Origin of the sequence: Ramlibacter sp. AN1015 (assembly GCF_037726105.1) — a bacterium.
Taxonomy (GTDB): Bacteria; Pseudomonadota; Gammaproteobacteria; order Burkholderiales; family Burkholderiaceae_C; genus Ramlibacter.
Genome location: NZ_JBBJUM010000018.1, coordinates 26,432 through 41,997, shown reverse-complemented (window position 1 = coordinate 41,997; position 15,566 = coordinate 26,432). Strand labels below are relative to the sequence as shown.

General features: G+C 70.6%; 15 protein-coding genes. 10 read left to right on the top strand and 5 right to left on the bottom strand.

Annotated elements, in window-relative coordinates:
• The first annotated feature begins 77 nt into the window (after window positions 1–77).
• The 6 genes from WG922_RS20545 to WG922_RS20520 all read left to right on the top strand — a co-directional run bounded on the left by WG922_RS20545 (window position 78) and on the right by WG922_RS20520 (window position 5,095).
• Window positions 78–995 carry a DUF808 domain-containing protein gene (locus tag WG922_RS20545; protein WP_340284873.1) on the top strand — a complete coding sequence of 306 codons (918 nt, stop codon included), beginning with the start codon at window positions 78–80 and terminating at the stop codon, window positions 993–995.
• Window positions 992–2,161 (top strand): class I SAM-dependent methyltransferase, encoded by a 1,170-nt coding sequence (locus tag WG922_RS20540; RefSeq protein WP_340284872.1) that lies wholly within the window; start codon window positions 992–994, stop codon window positions 2,159–2,161. The genes WG922_RS20545 and WG922_RS20540 overlap by 4 nt, the downstream gene beginning before the upstream one ends.
• 154 nt (window positions 2,162–2,315) lie before the next feature.
• Window positions 2,316–2,582 (top strand): hypothetical protein, encoded by a 267-nt coding sequence (locus WG922_RS20535; RefSeq protein WP_340284871.1) that lies wholly within the window; start codon window positions 2,316–2,318, stop codon window positions 2,580–2,582.
• A 178-nt stretch (window positions 2,583–2,760) separates the two neighbouring features.
• A complete protein-coding gene (locus WG922_RS20530; RefSeq protein ID WP_340284870.1) occupies window positions 2,761–3,606 on the top strand; it encodes a hypothetical protein in 846 nt (281 codons plus the stop codon).
• Window positions 3,607–3,812: 206 nt separating this feature from the next.
• On the top strand, window positions 3,813–4,451 hold the full coding sequence (locus WG922_RS20525; protein WP_340284869.1) for a L,D-transpeptidase: 639 nt from the start codon (window positions 3,813–3,815) through the stop codon (window positions 4,449–4,451).
• A gap of 143 nt (window positions 4,452–4,594) precedes the next feature.
• Window positions 4,595–5,095 (top strand): hypothetical protein, encoded by a 501-nt coding sequence (locus tag WG922_RS20520; RefSeq protein ID WP_340284868.1) that lies wholly within the window; start codon window positions 4,595–4,597, stop codon window positions 5,093–5,095.
• Between the two features lie 163 nt (window positions 5,096–5,258).
• On the opposite strand, the gene WG922_RS20515 is transcribed toward WG922_RS20520, so the two are convergent.
• Both WG922_RS20515 and WG922_RS20510 read right to left on the bottom strand, forming a co-directional pair.
• Entirely contained in the window at window positions 5,259–5,756 is a 498-nt protein-coding gene (locus tag WG922_RS20515) for a DUF4864 domain-containing protein (protein WP_340284867.1), read from the bottom strand.
• A 501-nt stretch (window positions 5,757–6,257) separates the two neighbouring features.
• On the bottom strand, window positions 6,258–6,623 hold the full coding sequence (locus WG922_RS20510) for an HPF/RaiA family ribosome-associated protein (RefSeq protein WP_340284866.1): 366 nt from the start codon (window positions 6,621–6,623) through the stop codon (window positions 6,258–6,260).
• A 91-nt stretch (window positions 6,624–6,714) separates the two neighbouring features.
• On the opposite strand from WG922_RS20510, the gene WG922_RS20505 reads away from it, so the two are divergent.
• From WG922_RS20505 to WG922_RS20495, 3 genes are all read left to right on the top strand, one after another.
• Window positions 6,715–7,398: an alpha/beta hydrolase gene (locus WG922_RS20505; protein WP_340284864.1), complete on the top strand. Its 684-nt coding sequence runs from the start codon at window positions 6,715–6,717 to the stop codon at window positions 7,396–7,398.
• A gap of 64 nt (window positions 7,399–7,462) precedes the next feature.
• Window positions 7,463–9,016: a glutamate--cysteine ligase gene (gshA, locus tag WG922_RS20500; RefSeq protein WP_340284862.1), complete on the top strand. Its 1,554-nt coding sequence runs from the start codon at window positions 7,463–7,465 to the stop codon at window positions 9,014–9,016.
• A 291-nt stretch (window positions 9,017–9,307) separates the two neighbouring features.
• The gene (locus tag WG922_RS20495) at window positions 9,308–10,219 is read left to right on the top strand and encodes an SDR family NAD(P)-dependent oxidoreductase (RefSeq protein WP_340284861.1); all 912 of its coding nucleotides are present in this window, start codon (window positions 9,308–9,310) and stop codon (window positions 10,217–10,219) included.
• Between the two features lie 306 nt (window positions 10,220–10,525).
• Here WG922_RS20495 and WG922_RS20490 read toward each other — a convergent pair whose 3' ends face one another.
• Window positions 10,526–10,858, bottom strand: a complete 333-nt coding sequence (locus WG922_RS20490) for a hypothetical protein (RefSeq protein ID WP_340284860.1) — start codon at window positions 10,856–10,858, stop codon at window positions 10,526–10,528.
• A gap of 31 nt (window positions 10,859–10,889) precedes the next feature.
• Window positions 10,890–11,708, bottom strand: a complete 819-nt coding sequence (locus tag WG922_RS20485; protein ID WP_340284859.1) for a hypothetical protein — start codon at window positions 11,706–11,708, stop codon at window positions 10,890–10,892.
• A gap of 118 nt (window positions 11,709–11,826) precedes the next feature.
• On the opposite strand from WG922_RS20485, the gene WG922_RS20480 reads away from it, so the two are divergent.
• Window positions 11,827–13,851: a hydantoinase/oxoprolinase family protein gene (locus WG922_RS20480; RefSeq protein ID WP_340284858.1), complete on the top strand. Its 2,025-nt coding sequence runs from the start codon at window positions 11,827–11,829 to the stop codon at window positions 13,849–13,851.
• A gap of 1,029 nt (window positions 13,852–14,880) precedes the next feature.
• On the opposite strand, the gene WG922_RS20475 is transcribed toward WG922_RS20480, so the two are convergent.
• Window positions 14,881–15,474, bottom strand: coding sequence for a hypothetical protein (locus WG922_RS20475; RefSeq protein ID WP_340284857.1), 594 nt, complete (start codon window positions 15,472–15,474; stop codon window positions 14,881–14,883).
• Window positions 15,475–15,566 lie beyond the last annotated feature (92 nt).

Here is a 15,566-nt window from a genome sequence, read left to right as displayed (position 1 = left end):
GCGTCCCCCGCGCCTGACCACACCAGCCGCGACCCATAATCGCCGCACCTTCATTTCGGCAGCTGCGCTGCACCGCCATGGCCTCCAGCTTTTTCGCCCTGTTCGACGACATCGCCAGCCTGCTGGACGACGTGTCGGCCATGACCAAGGTGGCCGCAAAAAAAACCGCCGGCGTGCTGGGAGACGACCTCGCCTTGAACGCCCAGCAGGTGAGCGGCGTGCGCACCGAGCGCGAGTTGCCGGTGGTCTGGGCCGTGGCCAAGGGCTCCTTCGTGAACAAGCTCATCCTCGTGCCCGCGGCTCTCGCGATCAGCGCGCTCGCACCCTGGGCCGTGCTGCCGCTGATGATGGTGGGCGGCGCCTACCTGTGCTTCGAAGGGTTCGAGAAGCTCGCGCACCGGTTCCTGCACAGCCGCGCGGAAGACGAGGCGCACCACGGCCAGCTTGCGCGTGCGCTGGCCGACCCCGCAGTAAACGTTGTGGCGCTCGAGAAGGACAAGATCCGCGGCGCAGTGCGTACCGATTTCATCCTCTCGGCCGAGATCATCGTGATCTCGCTGGGCACCGTGGCGCAGGCGAGCTTCGGCCAGCGTGTCGCGGTGCTGGCCGGCATCGCCGTGCTGATGACGGTCGGTGTGTACGGCCTGGTCGCCGGCATCGTGAAGCTCGACGACCTCGGGTTGTGGCTCAGCCGCCGTGCACATGGCGCGGCGCAAGCGCTGGGCCGCGGCATCTTGTACACGGCTCCCTGGCTCATGAAGGCGCTGTCGGTCGCAGGCACGGCGGCCATGTTCCTGGTGGGCGGCTCCATCCTGTTGCACGGCATTCCGCCGCTGGAGCACCTGCTCCACGGGTGGCTCCATGCGCTGGGCGGCTTCCTGGCGGTGCTGGGCACGATGCTGGCGGAGGGCCTGATCGGCGTGCTTGCGGGCGCGTGCGTGCTGGCCCTCGTCGGCCTGGGGCGCCGCCTCGTTCCCCGGCGCGCGGCTGCGTGAGCGATCAGCCTCTCGTGCAGTGGTCGGAGGGCGGCGACGGTCCGCCGCACCAGGCGCGCTGGCGCTCGGAAGCCGGCTGGGCACCTCCTGCGCGCCTGCTCTGCGCGGACGACAGGCTCGCCGCCGATGCCGCGTACCGGCTGGCCTGTGAAGGCACGGGCCTGGTCTGGCACGGGGACTTCCAGAACGCGCGCCACCTCCTGCAGGCGCTGGCTCGGCGCATCGACCGCAAGCCGCGCCGGCCGTCGGCCCCGCCCGCTTCGGCGGCTTCCCCTTCGGATGCCTTTCACCGGCACCGGCAGGCGCAGGGCCGCAGGGCTCGGCTGCTGGGCATGGTGCTCATCGAGGTGCAGGGGGATGGCCGGATCGCCCTGCGCCGCGCGCCTGATCTGCGGCCCGCGCTGCACGAGGCCTGGGGGCCGCCGACCGGTGAGCCGCAGCTGGTGGCGCTGCGCGAACTGCTGGGGGTGGTCGGGGCGCACGAGTGGCGCAAGAAGGGCGTCGAAGTGCCGGCGCTCGGGCCTGCCCCGGACAACCGCATCCACCCGCACTACGGCGTGTTCTCGCCGGTTCGCGGCGAATACCTGGACCTTCTGGCGCATGCGCCCCTGCCGGCCGACCGCAGGCTGGCGTGGGACATCGGCACGGGCACCGGCGTGGTGGCCGCGCTGCTGGCACGGCGCGGCGTGCAGCACGTGCTGGCGACCGACAACAACCCCCGCGCGCTGGCCTGCGCGAGCGAGAACGTGGCGCGCCTCGGACTGCGCGAGCGTGTCGAGGTCGTCGAGGCCGACCTGTTTCCGCAGGGTGCCGGGACGGCGCCGCTGATCGTGTGCAACCCGCCGTGGCTGCCGGCGCGGCCCGCTTCCTTGCTCGAAAGCGCCGTGTACGACCCCGACGGCCGCATGCTGCGGGGCTTCCTGTCGGGTCTGCGGGTGCGCCTCGACGCTGGGGGGGAGGGCTGGCTGATCCTGTCCGACCTGGCCGAGCACCTGGGCCTGCGCACCCGCGACGAGCTGCTGCGCCTCATCGCCGAAGGCGGCTTGCGCGTGGCCGAGCGACGGGATATTCGTCCACGCCATCCAAAGGCAGCCGACCCGGACGATGCGCTCGCCGCGGCACGGTCGCGCGAACTCACCTCTCTCTGGCGTCTCGCGCCCGGCTGAGGCCGGGAACGCCGAGCGCGACCGCCTCGATCAGCCGACGCTGCCAGCCCGTCGGTGCGCTGTCGGCCGGCTCAGGAGCATCCGAACGCCTCGCGGCCTCTGAGCGTGGGTCCTACGATGCGCCGGCAGCGGGGCGGCTAAGGTGCCGCCGATCATGGATTTCTCCGCACCCTGGATCGACTTCGTGCAGTGGCCCGCAATGGTCGCCACCATCCTTGCCGCCTGGCTGGTCGCCTCGACACGCAAGACCCGGCGCAACGTCGGCTTCTGGATCTTCCTGCTCAGTAATGCGATGTGGGTGGTCTGGGGGCTTCACGCCGGCGCCTGGGCCCTCATCGGCCTGCAGATCGCACTGGCTCTGCTGAACATCCGCGGCGTACGCAAGACGGAAGACCCGGCGCCCGAACCAGCGTCCGGCTGACGTCGCCCAGTTCGGGGCCTTGCGCAGATCTCATTTCACGCAATTCGTGACAGGGCCGTTCCTACAGACCGTACCGCCTTTGCCGCACCCGGCGACACCGCCCCCGACCGTACGCTTTTCCCATGCCTTCAGTGCCCGCCCATGCGCGCACTGGTTCTTTTTCCGAGAGGCGCGGCACATGAAGCATCACCCTACACAGCACGCCCGCACGAGCAGCCCGTGGACCGATTTCCTCGGCGGCACGCGCCAGGGTTTCCTGCTGGCGGCGGCTGCCGTGGTGCTGGCTCTGCCGCCGGGCAATCAGAGTGCGGCCATTGCTTCCACTCCAACCTCTGCCTGGTCGATGCAGCAGGCCCGTCAGGCTGCTACTGCCTCGATGGGCGCGCCGCCCGCTGCGGAGCCCGCGCCGCGCGAGCTGATCCGGCTCGCGCAGTTCGGCGACTCGCCAGCCACGCCCGAAGCGCGACACGTGGCCAACTGGGCGCTGCACTCCGGCGACCACCAAAACCGCTCCGTGGTGGTGGTCGATAAGAAGGACGCACGGGTCTTCGTCTTCGACAAGGACGGGCGGCTGCTGGGCGCCACGCCCGCCCTGCTCGGGTCTGCCATCGGCGACCACACCGTGCCCGGCGTGGGCGACAAGCCCATTGCCCAGGTGCTTCCGGAAGAGCGCACCACGCCGGCCGGGCGGTTCATTGCAGAGCCCGGAATGAACGCCAACGGCGAGGATGTCGTGTGGGTCGATTACGACGCGGCGGTGTCGATGCACCGCGTGCGCGCGACGGTGAAGTCCGAGCGCCGGCTGCAGCGGCTGGCGTCGCCCACCCCGGCCGACAACCGCATCAGCTACGGGTGCATCAACCTGCCCAAAGCCTTCTACGAAGACATCCTGCGCCCGGCCGTGCAGAGCGCCGGGGCCGTGATCTACGTGCTTCCCGAGACGGCCTCGCCCCCCGAGGTCTTCGGCTCGTACGAGGTTCCCCACGCGGACATCCTCGCGCTCTTTGCAAATCCGTCACGGTAGTGAACACACGTTGCGTGAGCCGCGTAACCGGCTGCGCATCTTCGTAAGCTCTTCCCCTAGCATGCCCCTTCGGTAGAGCAAGGGCGTCATGCCTTGCCCTTCCGCCGGGGCGAGGTGCAGTGCCTTGCTGTCCCGGTTGGTGCGAGGCGCGCTGCCTCGCCGTGAACAACGCGTGCCCTGCGCACGCGACAAGACGGGGAATGTGCATGCAGTGGAAAGCCTGGGCGCTCGCAGGGGCGCTGGCGGGTTCGTGTGCGTGGGCGAACGCCCAGGCGCGGGTGGTGCAGATCGATTTCGCGCACACGCGGCCGTCTCAGGATGCACGGGACATGGCCGCGTGGGTGGCAAGCAGCGGGGACGCTTCCGGCAAGCCGTTCGCGATCGTCGACAAGAAGAACGCGCGGCTTTTCCTGTTCGACGCTTCGCACCGCCTGCTCGGCAGCACCGAAGTGTTGCTCGGCTCCACGTTCGGGGATGAGAGCTTCGAAGGCGTCGGCGAGCGCACGCAGACGGGCCAGGTGGGCCTGCACGAGCGCACCACGCCCGCAGGCCGGTTCGAGACCTCGCCCGGACGCAACCCCAGCGGAGAGGACATCGTCTGGCTCGACTTCGATGCGGCCTTTGCGATTCACCGCGTCCGCCCGGGCGCGCAGTTCGCCGAGCGCCTCGCGCGGCTGCGCAGCGCGACGCCGCGCGACAACCGCATCTCGCTCGGATGCGTGGTGGTGCCGGTGGCTTTCTACCTCGAGCAAGTGCAGCCGCTCTTCGGGCGCGGGCAGGGCGTGGTGTATGTGCTGCCGGAGACGCGTACGCTGCAGGCACAGCTCGAGCAACTGTCTCTGTGAGGTCTCGTCACAAATAACCTGCGGCGTCCGCGGTCGTCTTACAAGACCTCCTGAGAAGCTCTGACGCGGCGCGTTCTGGCTCGGCCTAGTCTTGGCGCAGCCGGCGAACCCGTCGGCTCCAATCTCAGGTAAGGAGCTTCAGAATGATTGCATCGACTCTGATCAAAGGGCTGATCGCCAGCGCCGCGTGCGTCGCAGCCGTCGGCACCGCCGTCGCACAGGGAACGCCCCCCACGACCGGGGCAGCCAATCCGGCGATGGGCGCCGGCCAGCGCAGCACCCAGGACACGCCCATGGGCACCACCGGCACCCCCACCGGCAACACCGGCGCCATGGGCGCATCGGGCGCTGCCGGCACGACGGGCACGGGTACGGGCGCTGCGGGCACGACCGGCAGCACCGGCTCGATGGGCACCACGGGCAGCACCGGCACGATGGGCACCACCGGTAGCACGGGCAGCGCAGGCTCCTCCGGCACCATGGGCGCTCCGGGCACCACCGGCGACCGCCTGGGGACCACGGGCACTCCGCCGCGCTCCACCACCGGTGACCGCATGGGCACCATGGGCGCGACCGGCGCGGGCAGCACCATGGGAGGCGGCGACACGGCTGCCGGCATGCGTACCCGCCCCGACCGCAACTAAGGCTGTTGCCCGGGCGAAGGGCCCGGCTGTCTCGCTGCAAACAGCGGGACAGCCGGGCCCTCTTCATTGGAGATGCTTGAGCTCGCGAAGGCGTTCAGGCTGGCGCCGCCGTGTGCACAAGCGCTTCGACGCGCGCATGGCCAGGGGGGTGCGGAACGGACGGTCAGGCGGGCAACCAGGGATTCTCGGTGACCGCGCAGCCGCTGATGCGCCAGCTCTCGTCGGGCTGCTGCTCGAGAATGAACACCGCGAGCCAGGCTTGGTCGTCGCGGTCGGTGATCTCCACGAGCTGGAAAGCACCGTCGGATTTCCGATGCGGCGGATGGAAGCTCACGATGCTCGGCTGGTACACCATCGGATAAGCGCCATGCATCATGGCCAGGAAGCGGCCCGAGCTGCCGATGGCCGCACGCACCGCGGGCGTGGTCGTGTCGAACATGCGCTCGGCATCGTTTTCAGCCATGGCCTGGATCTGCGCGACGATGACATCGCGCACCTGGGTTGCCTCCGAGTCGGACAACAGGAACTGGTGCGTGGCTTCGGTGGGCGCACCCGCCGACGCCTGCGGCGTGGGATCGGTCGATGGGCTCGTCGCGGATGCCGTCGTGGCACTGGCCGCAAGCGCGATCGGAAGCAGCAGTCGGGTGATGAAGGTGTTCATGGGGCTCTCCAGCTTCGTTCCCTCGGAAGGGGAGGCGGCCGGCCGGACCCACTGGACAATGGTCCCGCATATTCGCGACTAGATGCCGCGAAAGGTCTGATCCCTGTCGTCATGGCGCGGGATCCGGCCTGGCACGCACCCAGTGTGGACTCCGGTCCCCCGCGGGCGGCGAAAGTCGCCGGCCTTTCGTCGCGTAGGTGGGGCGCCTTCGTGCCGGCAGTCCGTCTTCGGCCTGACTACTCAGTGGAAAGCCCAGCACTGCGGCGGGAATAACGCCCGTGCGGGTGCCGGATGCCTGCGTCGCCTATCGATGTGGAACGGCCGCGCCCCACACTCGCCTCGCACGCTCGACGCTCGAGTGCTCGGGATGGGACCGCATGAGAAGTGGGAACGGGGGCGGAGGTGCGGGCCAACCGGCTGGGCTGATGCCGATTGCGCCCGCCAGCGCGGCTGACCGGCGCGCCTCGGGGCGCCGCGAAACGGCGGCGCGGTGGCGCGCGGTTACTCCACCAGCGGGCTGCCGGTCTTGCGGATCGTTTCGCGGTCGCGATGTTCGCGGCGCTCGAGCTTGCCGAGCTGCCGATCGAGCACCTTCACCAGGCGCTGCGTCGCGCCACGAATGGCCATGTCGTAATTTTCCGCGCGGTGTTCGGCCACCAGCGGATCGTGTCCCGTCACACGGGCTTCGAGCAGGCATCGCTTGTCTGCCGGCCCGCTCTTGCCGCTGTTCTCGTCCTTGAGCTGCACCTCGATCCCGGTGAGGTCCTGGCGAAAGCGCGCGAGGCTTTCGTTCAGGTGCTCGGTAATCCAGCTCTCCAGGGCTTCGGTCCCATCGACACCATCGCCGGGGTTCACTTGTACTTGCATTCGCTACTCCTTTGCGCATTGCTGCCTCCAGTGTGGAAAGCCGATCGTTGCGCGGCTGTAGGACAATGCCCCCCGAACAATGGATCACACCATGAGCCAGCTGCAAACCATCGAATACGAAACCGCGGCCGACCCCCGCGCCAGCATCATCGTGCTGCACGGCCTGGGCGCCGACGGCAACGATTTCGCGCCCATCGCAGAGTCGATGCGCCTGGAGCCCGTCGGCCCGGTGCGCTTCGTATTCCCCCACGCGCCGGTGATGCCGGTGACCATCAACAACGGCTGGCCCATGCGTGCGTGGTACGACATCCTCGGCACCGAACTGCAACGCAGCGAAGACGAGCCGGGGCTGCGGCGCTCGCGCGACGCCGTCGATGCGCTGTTGCGGCGCGAGCAGGAGCGCGGCGTCCCTTCGGGCCGCATCGTGCTGGTCGGGTTCTCGCAGGGCTGCGCCATGGCGCTGCTGACCGGGTTGCGCCACGCGCAGCCGCTCGCGGGCATCGCCGGGCTCTCCGGCTACCTCCCGCTCGCCGCGCGAACCGCAGAAGAACGCCACGCCGCCAACGCGCGGGTGCCGGTGTTCCTCGGGCATGGAACGCAAGATGCCATCGTCCAGGTCGAGCGAGGTCGCGCAAGCCGGGACCTGCTGCTGTCCCTCGGCCACGAGGTGCAATGGCACGAATACCCCATCGGCCATACGGTCTCCCCGCAGGAGCTCGCGGCGCTCCAGGACTGGCTGCTCCGTGTCCTGGCGCAGCCGGACGCCCGCGCGTGAGCAGGGAAAAAAGTTTGGTGGTACCTTCCAGGGCCACCCTCCGGGCACGCCGAGACCACAGAACATGAGAATTCCCGCAGCCGCCCTGCACAACGTGGACGAGCAGCGCCTCAGGGGCATCCGGCGCGGTGTCGAGAAGGAAAGCCTGCGTGCCACCTCCGACGGTGCCCTGGCGCTGACCCCGCATCCCGTGGCCCTCGGCTCCGCCCTCACGCATCCGCACATCACGACCGACTACAGCGAGTCGCAGCTGGAGTTGATCACCGGCGTGCACGCCACCCCTGAGACCTGCCTGGAGGAGCTGCTGCGCATCCACCAGTTCACGTACCGGTCGCTCGCAGACGAGCTGCTCTGGGTCTCCAGCATGCCCTGCCGGCTGCCGGCCGACGAGACCATTCCCATCGGGCGGTACGGCGCCTCCAACGTGGGCCGCGCCAAGAGCGTCTATCGCCTGGGCCTCGCGCATCGCTACGGGCGCAGGATGCAGACCATCTCGGGCATCCACTACAACTGGTCCATGCCCGGCGTGAGCAGCGAGCAGTACTTCGCTCTGATCCGCAACTTCCGCCGGCACGCCTTCCTGCTGCTCTACCTGTTCGGTGCTTCGCCCGCGGTGTGCTCGTCCTTCGTGGCCGGGCGCGAGCACGAGCTGCAGACCTTGCGCGAGGGCACGCTCTACATGCCGCACGGCACCTCGCTGCGCATGGGCCGGCTCGGCTACCAGAGCGATGCACAGGCCAGCGTCGCGGTCAGCTACAACGGACTCGATGGATACGCCGCCTCGCTGCACGATGCGCTCACGCGCCCGTACCCCGCGTACGAATCGATCGGCGTGATGAATCCGGGCGGCGAATACAACCAGCTCGCCACCACGCTGCTGCAGATCGAGAACGAGTTCTACGGCGTGATCCGCCCCAAACGCGTGACCGGCCCCGGCGAGCGCCCGCTGCATGCGCTGCGCGAGCGGGGTGTCGAGTACATCGAGGTGCGCCTGCTCGATCTCGATCCTTTCGTGCCGGTGGGTATCAAGGCGCAGACCATGCGCTTCCTCGACGTCTTCCTGCTGCACTGCCTGCTGGCCGACAGCCCGCCGGACACGCCCGCCGAGATCGCCCAGATCGGGCGCAACCAGCACCTCACCGCCGCCTATGGCCGCAAGCCGGGCCTCATGCTCGAGCGCGGCGAATCGCAGGTGGCACTGACCCACTGGGGCGCCGAGCTGCTGCGCGAGTGCGCGCCGGCGGCCGAGGCGCTCGACCGTGTGCACGGCGGCGGCGACTACATGGACGCGTTGCGCGGCGCACAGGCGCTGCTGGACGGGCCCGAGCTGCTGCCGTCCGCGCGCGTGCTGGAGACGATGGCCCGTGACTTCGGCAACTCCTTCCTCGACTTCGGCCTCGGCCATTCGCAGATCACGCGCGCGAAGCTGCTGGCACTTCCGTTCAGCGGATCGCAGCAGGCCCGCTTCGCGCTCATGAGCGAGGAGTCGCTGCAGGAGCAGCGTCGCATCGAGGCGTCCGATCGCATTCCCTTCGAGGACTACCGCCAGCAGTACATCGCGCCCGAGCGCCTCGATCTCAGCCGCGTCGCCGTGACGCCCGAGCTGGCATCGGTCTGACTCAGCAAGATCGGCTTGCGGCGCGCTGCGCGTTGCAGGGCGCTTGCGTGCACCGCGAAGGCATCCTTGCGCGCGCGTCCCGGGTCTTGGTCGCCGGGCGTCATGGCTGCAGGAGCGGGAAGTCGCCGCAGCCAGCTGCACGGGAACGCGTCGCAACGCGGCCTCGCCCGTGCCGGGGTTTCCAGCATCGTTCTCCTTCACCTGCACGGCTGTCGCCAGCAGGGCAGCTGCGCCCGCGCCGCCGCGCTACAGTGGCCGGCACATCAACACTGCACCTAGGAGCACTGCGCCATGCCACTGGATTTCACGGGTCGGGTTGCCATCGTCACGGGGGCCGGCGGCGGCCTGGGGCGCCAGCACGCACTGGCGCTCGCGGAGCGCGGCGCACGGGTCATCGTGAATGACCTCGGCGGCGCGGTGGACGGCACCGGCGGCTCCGCCACGGCGGCGCAGGCGGTGGTCGATGAGATACGCGCGCGCGGCGGCGAGGCCCTCGCCAACGGCGCTTCCGTTACGGACTACGCGGCCGTCCAGCAGATGGTTCAGCAGGCACTGGACGCCTGGGGCCGCATCGATGTGCTGGTCAGCAATGCCGGCATCCTGCGCGACAAGAGCTTCGCCAAGATGGATTTGGGGGACTTCCGCCAGGTGCTCGACGTCCATCTCATGGGCGCAGTGCACTGCTGCAAGGCGGCGTGGCCGCACCTGGTGGCCCAGCGCTACGGGCGCATCGTTCTCACCACCTCGTCCTCCGGCCTGTACGGCAATTTCGGACAGAGCAATTACGGCGCAGCCAAGATGGCGCTGGTGGGCCTGATGCAGACCCTGGCGCTCGAAGGCGCGAAGCACGACATCCGCGTGAACTGCCTCGCGCCCACGGCGACCACCCGCATGACCGAGGACCTGTTTCCGCCCGACATGCGCGAGGCCTTCGGCCCTGAGGCGGTGGTTCCGGCCATGCTGGTCCTTGCGGCCGAGTCGGCCCCCAGCCGCACCGTGCTGTGCGCAGGCGCAGGCGCATTCGAGTCGGCGCACGTGACGCTCACGCGCGGCGCATTCATCGGCCGCGGTCCCGACGCCGATGGGCAGCTCGCAGCGCGGCTGGGCGAGGTGCTCGACCGCAGCGGCGGCGAGACGGTCCCCGGCAGCGGCGCCGGCCAGGGTGAGAACGAGCTGCGGCTCGCACGTGGCTCGGCAGCCTGAACGCTCGGATCGGCGCGTCAGGTTACGCCGCATTGCCATGCGGCCGCGCCCGGTGATATGGTGCTTTCGAAGACGCGTTGCGCCTTTCGGGCGCGGCCTTCGTCGGGAGTGTCCAGGTGGCGATTCCATCCGAGCCCAACGACCGAGCAGTCACACGCCTGACGCGGCGCAGAAGCGGCCGCAGCGGGATAGGCGCGGCAAGCGCGCTCGAGGCGATGATTCGCGCCCGACCCCTGGTGCATCGGCCGCAGCCGCCGGAAGAGGGCCTGATTGCGCAGCCCGCGCCGCGTCGCGATGCGCCCGAGGCTACAGCGGACCCGGAAGCGCCTTCAGGCCCAGCCACACGGCCCCGATGACCGCATTCACCGGCACGCTCAGCGCGCCGGGCACATAGAACAGCGCCGACCATCCCGGCGCGTTCAGCGCCAGTTCGACGACGCAGCCGAGCAGGTAGAAGCCCAGTCCCCAGGACCACCAGCGCCGCATGTAGAGCAGCAGCCAGTGCGCCTGCGCCCGGTTGTGGCGCCAGGCGGCGGCGCGCTCGAAGACGTTGCCGCGGTTCACGTCCCTGAAGAGCCAGCCGAAGAAGAAATAGCGGTACAGCAGCGTACCGAAGCTGGGTGGGGAGTCGAGGGGCACGGCGCAAACTCCTTGCGAATGCGCGAAGGCCTCAGCCCTCGCGGGCGAGCCCGATGACGAGGCCCTCGGGCGTCACCGTGATGGCTTGCGGCTGCACGCCGAAGCGCTCGAGGCGCTGGGCCTCCTCGCGGCCCAGCCGATGCACCACCAGGTCGCCGGCGAGTTGACGGGCGAGCGCGTTGATCGCGCCCTCGAGCAGCTCGGCGCTGCGTCCCATCACCATCGGCAGGCGCAGCGACTGCACTTCGAGCTGCTGGGCTCGCAGGGTCTGGTCGGTGGGCTCCCAGCGCAATCCGAACAGCAGATCGAAGGAGCCGTACCAGGTCTGAGGCAGCAGCGGTCCGGATGCGTTGAAGGCGACCTTTGCGGCCAGGCGGTTGCTTTGCGGCAAGGTGCGCACCGCGGCCACGCGGGCATCGACCGAGACGATACCCGGGATGCCGTGCTGCAGCGGCACGTGCTCGCGCAGGCGCTCCTGCAGTTCCTGCGTGCTGATGCGCAGGGCGTCGGGCGCGCCGGGCCAGCCCGCGCAGCCGGCCGCAAGCGCCGATACGAGCGCGAGTGCTGCCAGGTGCAGCGAGGTGGTTCGGCGGGTCCAACCCATGGCGGTCATTGTGGACGTGCTGGACCCGGCCGTGGGGCGCGCGTGCCAAACGGTGACACCGGTGCGCCGGTGCAGCGCGCGGCCCTGGCGCGGGACGTCGCGGCACACGACCATCTGCTTGGTGCCCGGCAGATAGGGCAGGCACAGGATCGAGCGGCACGGCGCGCGCATGACGGCCGGCACCGCCGCGCCACCGGGGAAGCCCCCGCGGCCGGCAGCGCCCGCGCGCAGCACAATGCCGGCCATGACGGCCTCTCCTGCCACCTCCGCGTCCCCTGCGTCTGCTGCGTCTGCTGCGTCTGCTGCGTCTGCTGCGTCCGCTGCAACTCCTTCCGCAGCAGCCACGGCGCAATCCGCCCCGCCGATGGCCCCCGCAGGCGGCGCCCGCTGGCAGTTCTGGATCGACCGCGGCGGCACCTTCACCGACATCGTCGGACGTCGGCCCGACGGCATGCTGCTGACCCACAAGCTGCTGTCGGAGAACCCGGGGCACTACGGCGACGCGGCAGTCGCCGGCATACGGCACCTGCTCGGGCTGGGCAGCGACGAGCCCATCACCCCCGAGCGCGTCGAGTGCGTGAAGATGGGCACCACCGTCGCCACGAACGCCCTGCTCGAGCGCAAGGGCGAGCCGACGCTGTTGGTCACCACGCGCGGCTTCCGCGACGCGCTGCGCATCGCCTACCAGAACCGGCCACGCCTGTTCGACCGCCACATCGTGCTGCCCGAGCTTCTCTATGCCGAGGTCATCGAGGCCCAGGAGCGCGTGGGCGCGCAGGGCGAGGTGGTGCAGCCGCTGGACGAGGCGCATCTGCGCGAGGCGCTGCAGGCTGCACACGGCCGCGGGCTGCGCAGCGTGGCGATCGTCTTCATGCACGGCTGGCGCTACACCGCCCACGAGCAGGCGGCAGCGCGGCTGGCGCGCGAAGCGGGTTTCGAGCAGGTGAGCAGTTCGCATGCGACCAGCCCCATGATGAAGTTCGTCAGCCGCGGCGACACGACCGTGGTCGATGCCTACCTGTCCCCCATCCTGCGCCGCTACGTCGAGCAGGTGGCGCGCGAAATGCCCGGAGTGCGGCTCTTCTTCATGCAGTCCTCGGGCGGGCTCACCGACGCGCATGCCTTCCAGGGCAAGGACGCGATCCTCTCCGGGCCGGCCGGCGGCATCGTGGGCATGGCCCGCACGGCCGCGCTGGGGGGGCACGACCGGGTGATCGGCTTCGACATGGGCGGAACCTCCACCGACGTGTCGCACTTCGCCGGCGAGTTCGAGCGCCAGTTCGAGACCCAGGTGGCCGGCGTGCGCATGCGCGCCCCGATGATGAGCATCCACACGGTGGCCGCAGGGGGCGGGTCCATCCTCGCCTACGACGGCGCGCGCCTGCGGGTCGGACCCCAGAGCGCGGGAGCCCATCCCGGTCCGGCGAGCTACCGCCGGGGCGGCCCGCTCACCATCACCGACGCGAACGTACTGGTCGGCAAGATCCAGCCGGCGTTCTTTCCGGCGGTGTTCGGCCCAGGCGGCGACCAGCCGCTCAGCGCCGAGGTGGTGCGCCAGCAGTTCGACGTCCTCGCCACCGCGGTGGGCCGCGCTCCCGAGGCGGTGGCCGAGGGCTTCATCCAGATCGCGGTGCAGCAGATGGCCAACGCCATCAAGAAGATCAGCATCGCGCGCGGCTACGACGTCACGCGCTACACGCTGCAGTGCTTCGGCGGCGCGGGCGGTCAGCACGCCTGCCTGGTGGCCGCCGCCCTTGGCATGAGCCGGGTGTTCGTGCATCCGCTCGCCGGCGTGCTGTCGGCCTACGGCATGGGGCTGGCGGACCAGACTCTCATGCGCGAGAAAGCCGTGGAGGCGCTGCTCGGGCCGCAGTCGCTGCCCCTCGTGGCGCGCGAGCTCGACGCGCTGGCGGCTGCGGCCTGCGCAGATTTCGCGCGGCAGCAGGCTGGCAGCGGCACCCCGCACATCAAGCGCCGCGTGCACGTGCGCTACCAGGGCAGCGACTCGGCGCTGATCGTTCCGGACGGCGCCCTCGACGACATCGTGGCCGCGTTCGAGGCAGCCTACCTGCAGCGATTCGCCTTCCTGATGCCGGGCAAGCCGCTGATGGTGGAGGCCGTGTCGGTCGAAGCGGTGGTGCCGGGCGATGCGCCGGCCGAGCATGCGAGGCCGATGCATGCACCGCGTGGGATGGTGGCGCGCGAGACCGTGCGCCTGTTCTCCGGCGGGCAGTGGCACGCCGCGGCCCTGGTGGTACGCGAGGACCTGCGCCCGGGCGACGAGATCCGCGGGCCGGCGATCATCGCCGAGAAGAACGCCACCACGGTGGTGGAGCCGCTCTGGCACGCGCAGGTCACCGCGCTGGACCATCTGGTGCTGCAGCGCTGATGCACTGCGGACCGGTTTGCGTCCGAGACCTTTTCCACCTCCGCCGGGTAAATACGGCGTAACAAACATCTGCGCTTTCGGCTGTGGAAGGCGGCCGTTCGCCGGCACGCCCCGGCACGCCGGCGCTGTGCAGTTGTGGGTGGTGGGCGCATTTGTGCGGCGGATGCAGGCACGCAGCGGATGGGCCGGGCTGCTCGCGCCCTTGACGCAGGGCAGATCCCCGCCGCCTTGCGGTTACGCCGTGTGTCCACTTGAACAAGCTCGTCGCTTTGAAATGCAGGCATGCGTGCGCCGGGGCCGATGGTGGTCCGTTCGCGCCGAGCCACCACGGAGGTTTCATGCGCAGTTCATTCCGGTTGAGTCGATGGCACTACGCCAGCCTTTCGGGCCTGTTCGCCCTGACTGCCTGCGGCGGTGGAGGCGGGGACGACGATGGCACAGGCCAGCCGGTCGGCGGCGTTCCCGGCGTTGCCGCCGAAGGGCTCTGGCGCGGGCTCGCCACCGACGGCTCGACCTTGACCCTCGCCGTCCTCGACAACGGCAGAACCTGGGGGTTCTACAACGTGGAGAACACCCTGCGGCGTTCCGTCCAGGGGCAGGTGGCGAGTGGAACGGGTGCGAACTTCAACTTCGCCGGCCAGAGCTACAGCCTGGCAGATAGCAGCATCACGCGCGTGACCCTGACCGGCACGGTGGCCCCGCGCGCGTCCATCGCCGCAGAGTCCTCCAATGGGCACTCGGTGCTGCTGTCGTACCGGCCCGAATACGAGCAAGCGGCATCGCTGGACCAGCTCGCGGGCACCTATTTCTTCGCAGAGGACTTCACCGCCGCCATCGGCAACCAGGGCAACCTCGTGCTGACGGGCCTGAACTGCACCGCCACCGGCACCATGCTTCCCCGCCCCACCGGGGTGAACGTCTTCGACCTGACTGCCGTCGTGCAGGGCGCCGCCTGTCCGATTGCACCCGGGACGCAGCTCACAGGGATCGGCCTGTTGGACACCACCGTCGTGCCGAACCAGCTGATGTTCATGGGTGTTTCGGCGACGGGCAGCGACTGGCTGGCCGGCAACGGGGAGAAGGAGCCCCCCGCCGGAGCGCCTGTCGGAGGCACGCCGCCCCCGCCGCCGCCGGCAGCGCCTGCACCACCGCCACCGCCACCGCCTCCGCCTCCGCCGCCGCCGCCGCCTCCGCCTCCGCCTCCGCCGCCGCCGCCACCACCGCCACCGCCGCCGCCGCCGCCGCCGCCGCCGCCGCCGCCGCCGCCGCCGCCACCGCCACCGCCACCGCCACCACCGCCGCCACCGCCACCGCCGCCGCCGCCGCCGCCGCCGCCTCCGCCGCCGCCGCCGCCGCCGCCGCCTCCGCCGCCTCCGCCGCCGCCGCCGCCGCCGCCGCCGCCGCCGCCGCCGCCGCCGCCGCCGCCGCCGCCGCCACCGCCACCGCCACCGCCGCCGCCGCCGCCGCCACCACCGCCGCCGCCGCCACCACCGCCACCGCCACCGCCACCGCCACCGCCACCGCCACCGCCACCGCCACCGCCACCGCCACCGCCGCCGCCGCCGCCGCCACCGCCGCCACCGCCACCGCCGCCGCCGCCACCGCCGCCACCGCCACCGCCACCGCCTGGCGACGATGAAGACGACGACTGAGCCGTGTGCAGCGCTGTGCAGCACTGCACTGCCAGCGGGACGTCCTGCATGTCCGGGGGCCCC

Bases quoted from the DNA above. Each gene is read 5' to 3' on its own strand.
- WG922_RS20545 (WP_340284873.1), top strand. From the start codon at position 78: ATGGCCTCCAGCTTTTTCGCCCTGTTCGACGACATCGCCAGCCTGCTG.
- WG922_RS20520 (WP_340284868.1), top strand. From the start codon at position 4,595: ATGATTGCATCGACTCTGATCAAAGGGCTGATCGCCAGCGCCGCGTGC.
- gshA (WP_340284862.1), top strand. From the start codon at position 7,463: ATGAGAATTCCCGCAGCCGCCCTGCACAACGTGGACGAGCAGCGCCTC.
- WG922_RS20530 (WP_340284870.1), top strand. From the start codon at position 2,761: ATGAAGCATCACCCTACACAGCACGCCCGCACGAGCAGCCCGTGGACC.
- WG922_RS20510 (WP_340284866.1), bottom strand. From the start codon at position 6,623: ATGCAAGTACAAGTGAACCCCGGCGATGGTGTCGATGGGACCGAAGCC.
- WG922_RS20485 (WP_340284859.1), bottom strand. From the start codon at position 11,708: ATGGCCGGCATTGTGCTGCGCGCGGGCGCTGCCGGCCGCGGGGGCTTC.
- WG922_RS20525 (WP_340284869.1), top strand. From the start codon at position 3,813: ATGCAGTGGAAAGCCTGGGCGCTCGCAGGGGCGCTGGCGGGTTCGTGT.
- WG922_RS20515 (WP_340284867.1), bottom strand. From the start codon at position 5,756: ATGAACACCTTCATCACCCGACTGCTGCTTCCGATCGCGCTTGCGGCC.
- WG922_RS20495 (WP_340284861.1), top strand. From the start codon at position 9,308: ATGCCACTGGATTTCACGGGTCGGGTTGCCATCGTCACGGGGGCCGGC.
- WG922_RS20480 (WP_340284858.1), top strand. From the start codon at position 11,827: ATGGCCCCCGCAGGCGGCGCCCGCTGGCAGTTCTGGATCGACCGCGGC.
- WG922_RS20505 (WP_340284864.1), top strand. From the start codon at position 6,715: ATGAGCCAGCTGCAAACCATCGAATACGAAACCGCGGCCGACCCCCGC.
- WG922_RS20535 (WP_340284871.1), top strand. From the start codon at position 2,316: ATGGATTTCTCCGCACCCTGGATCGACTTCGTGCAGTGGCCCGCAATG.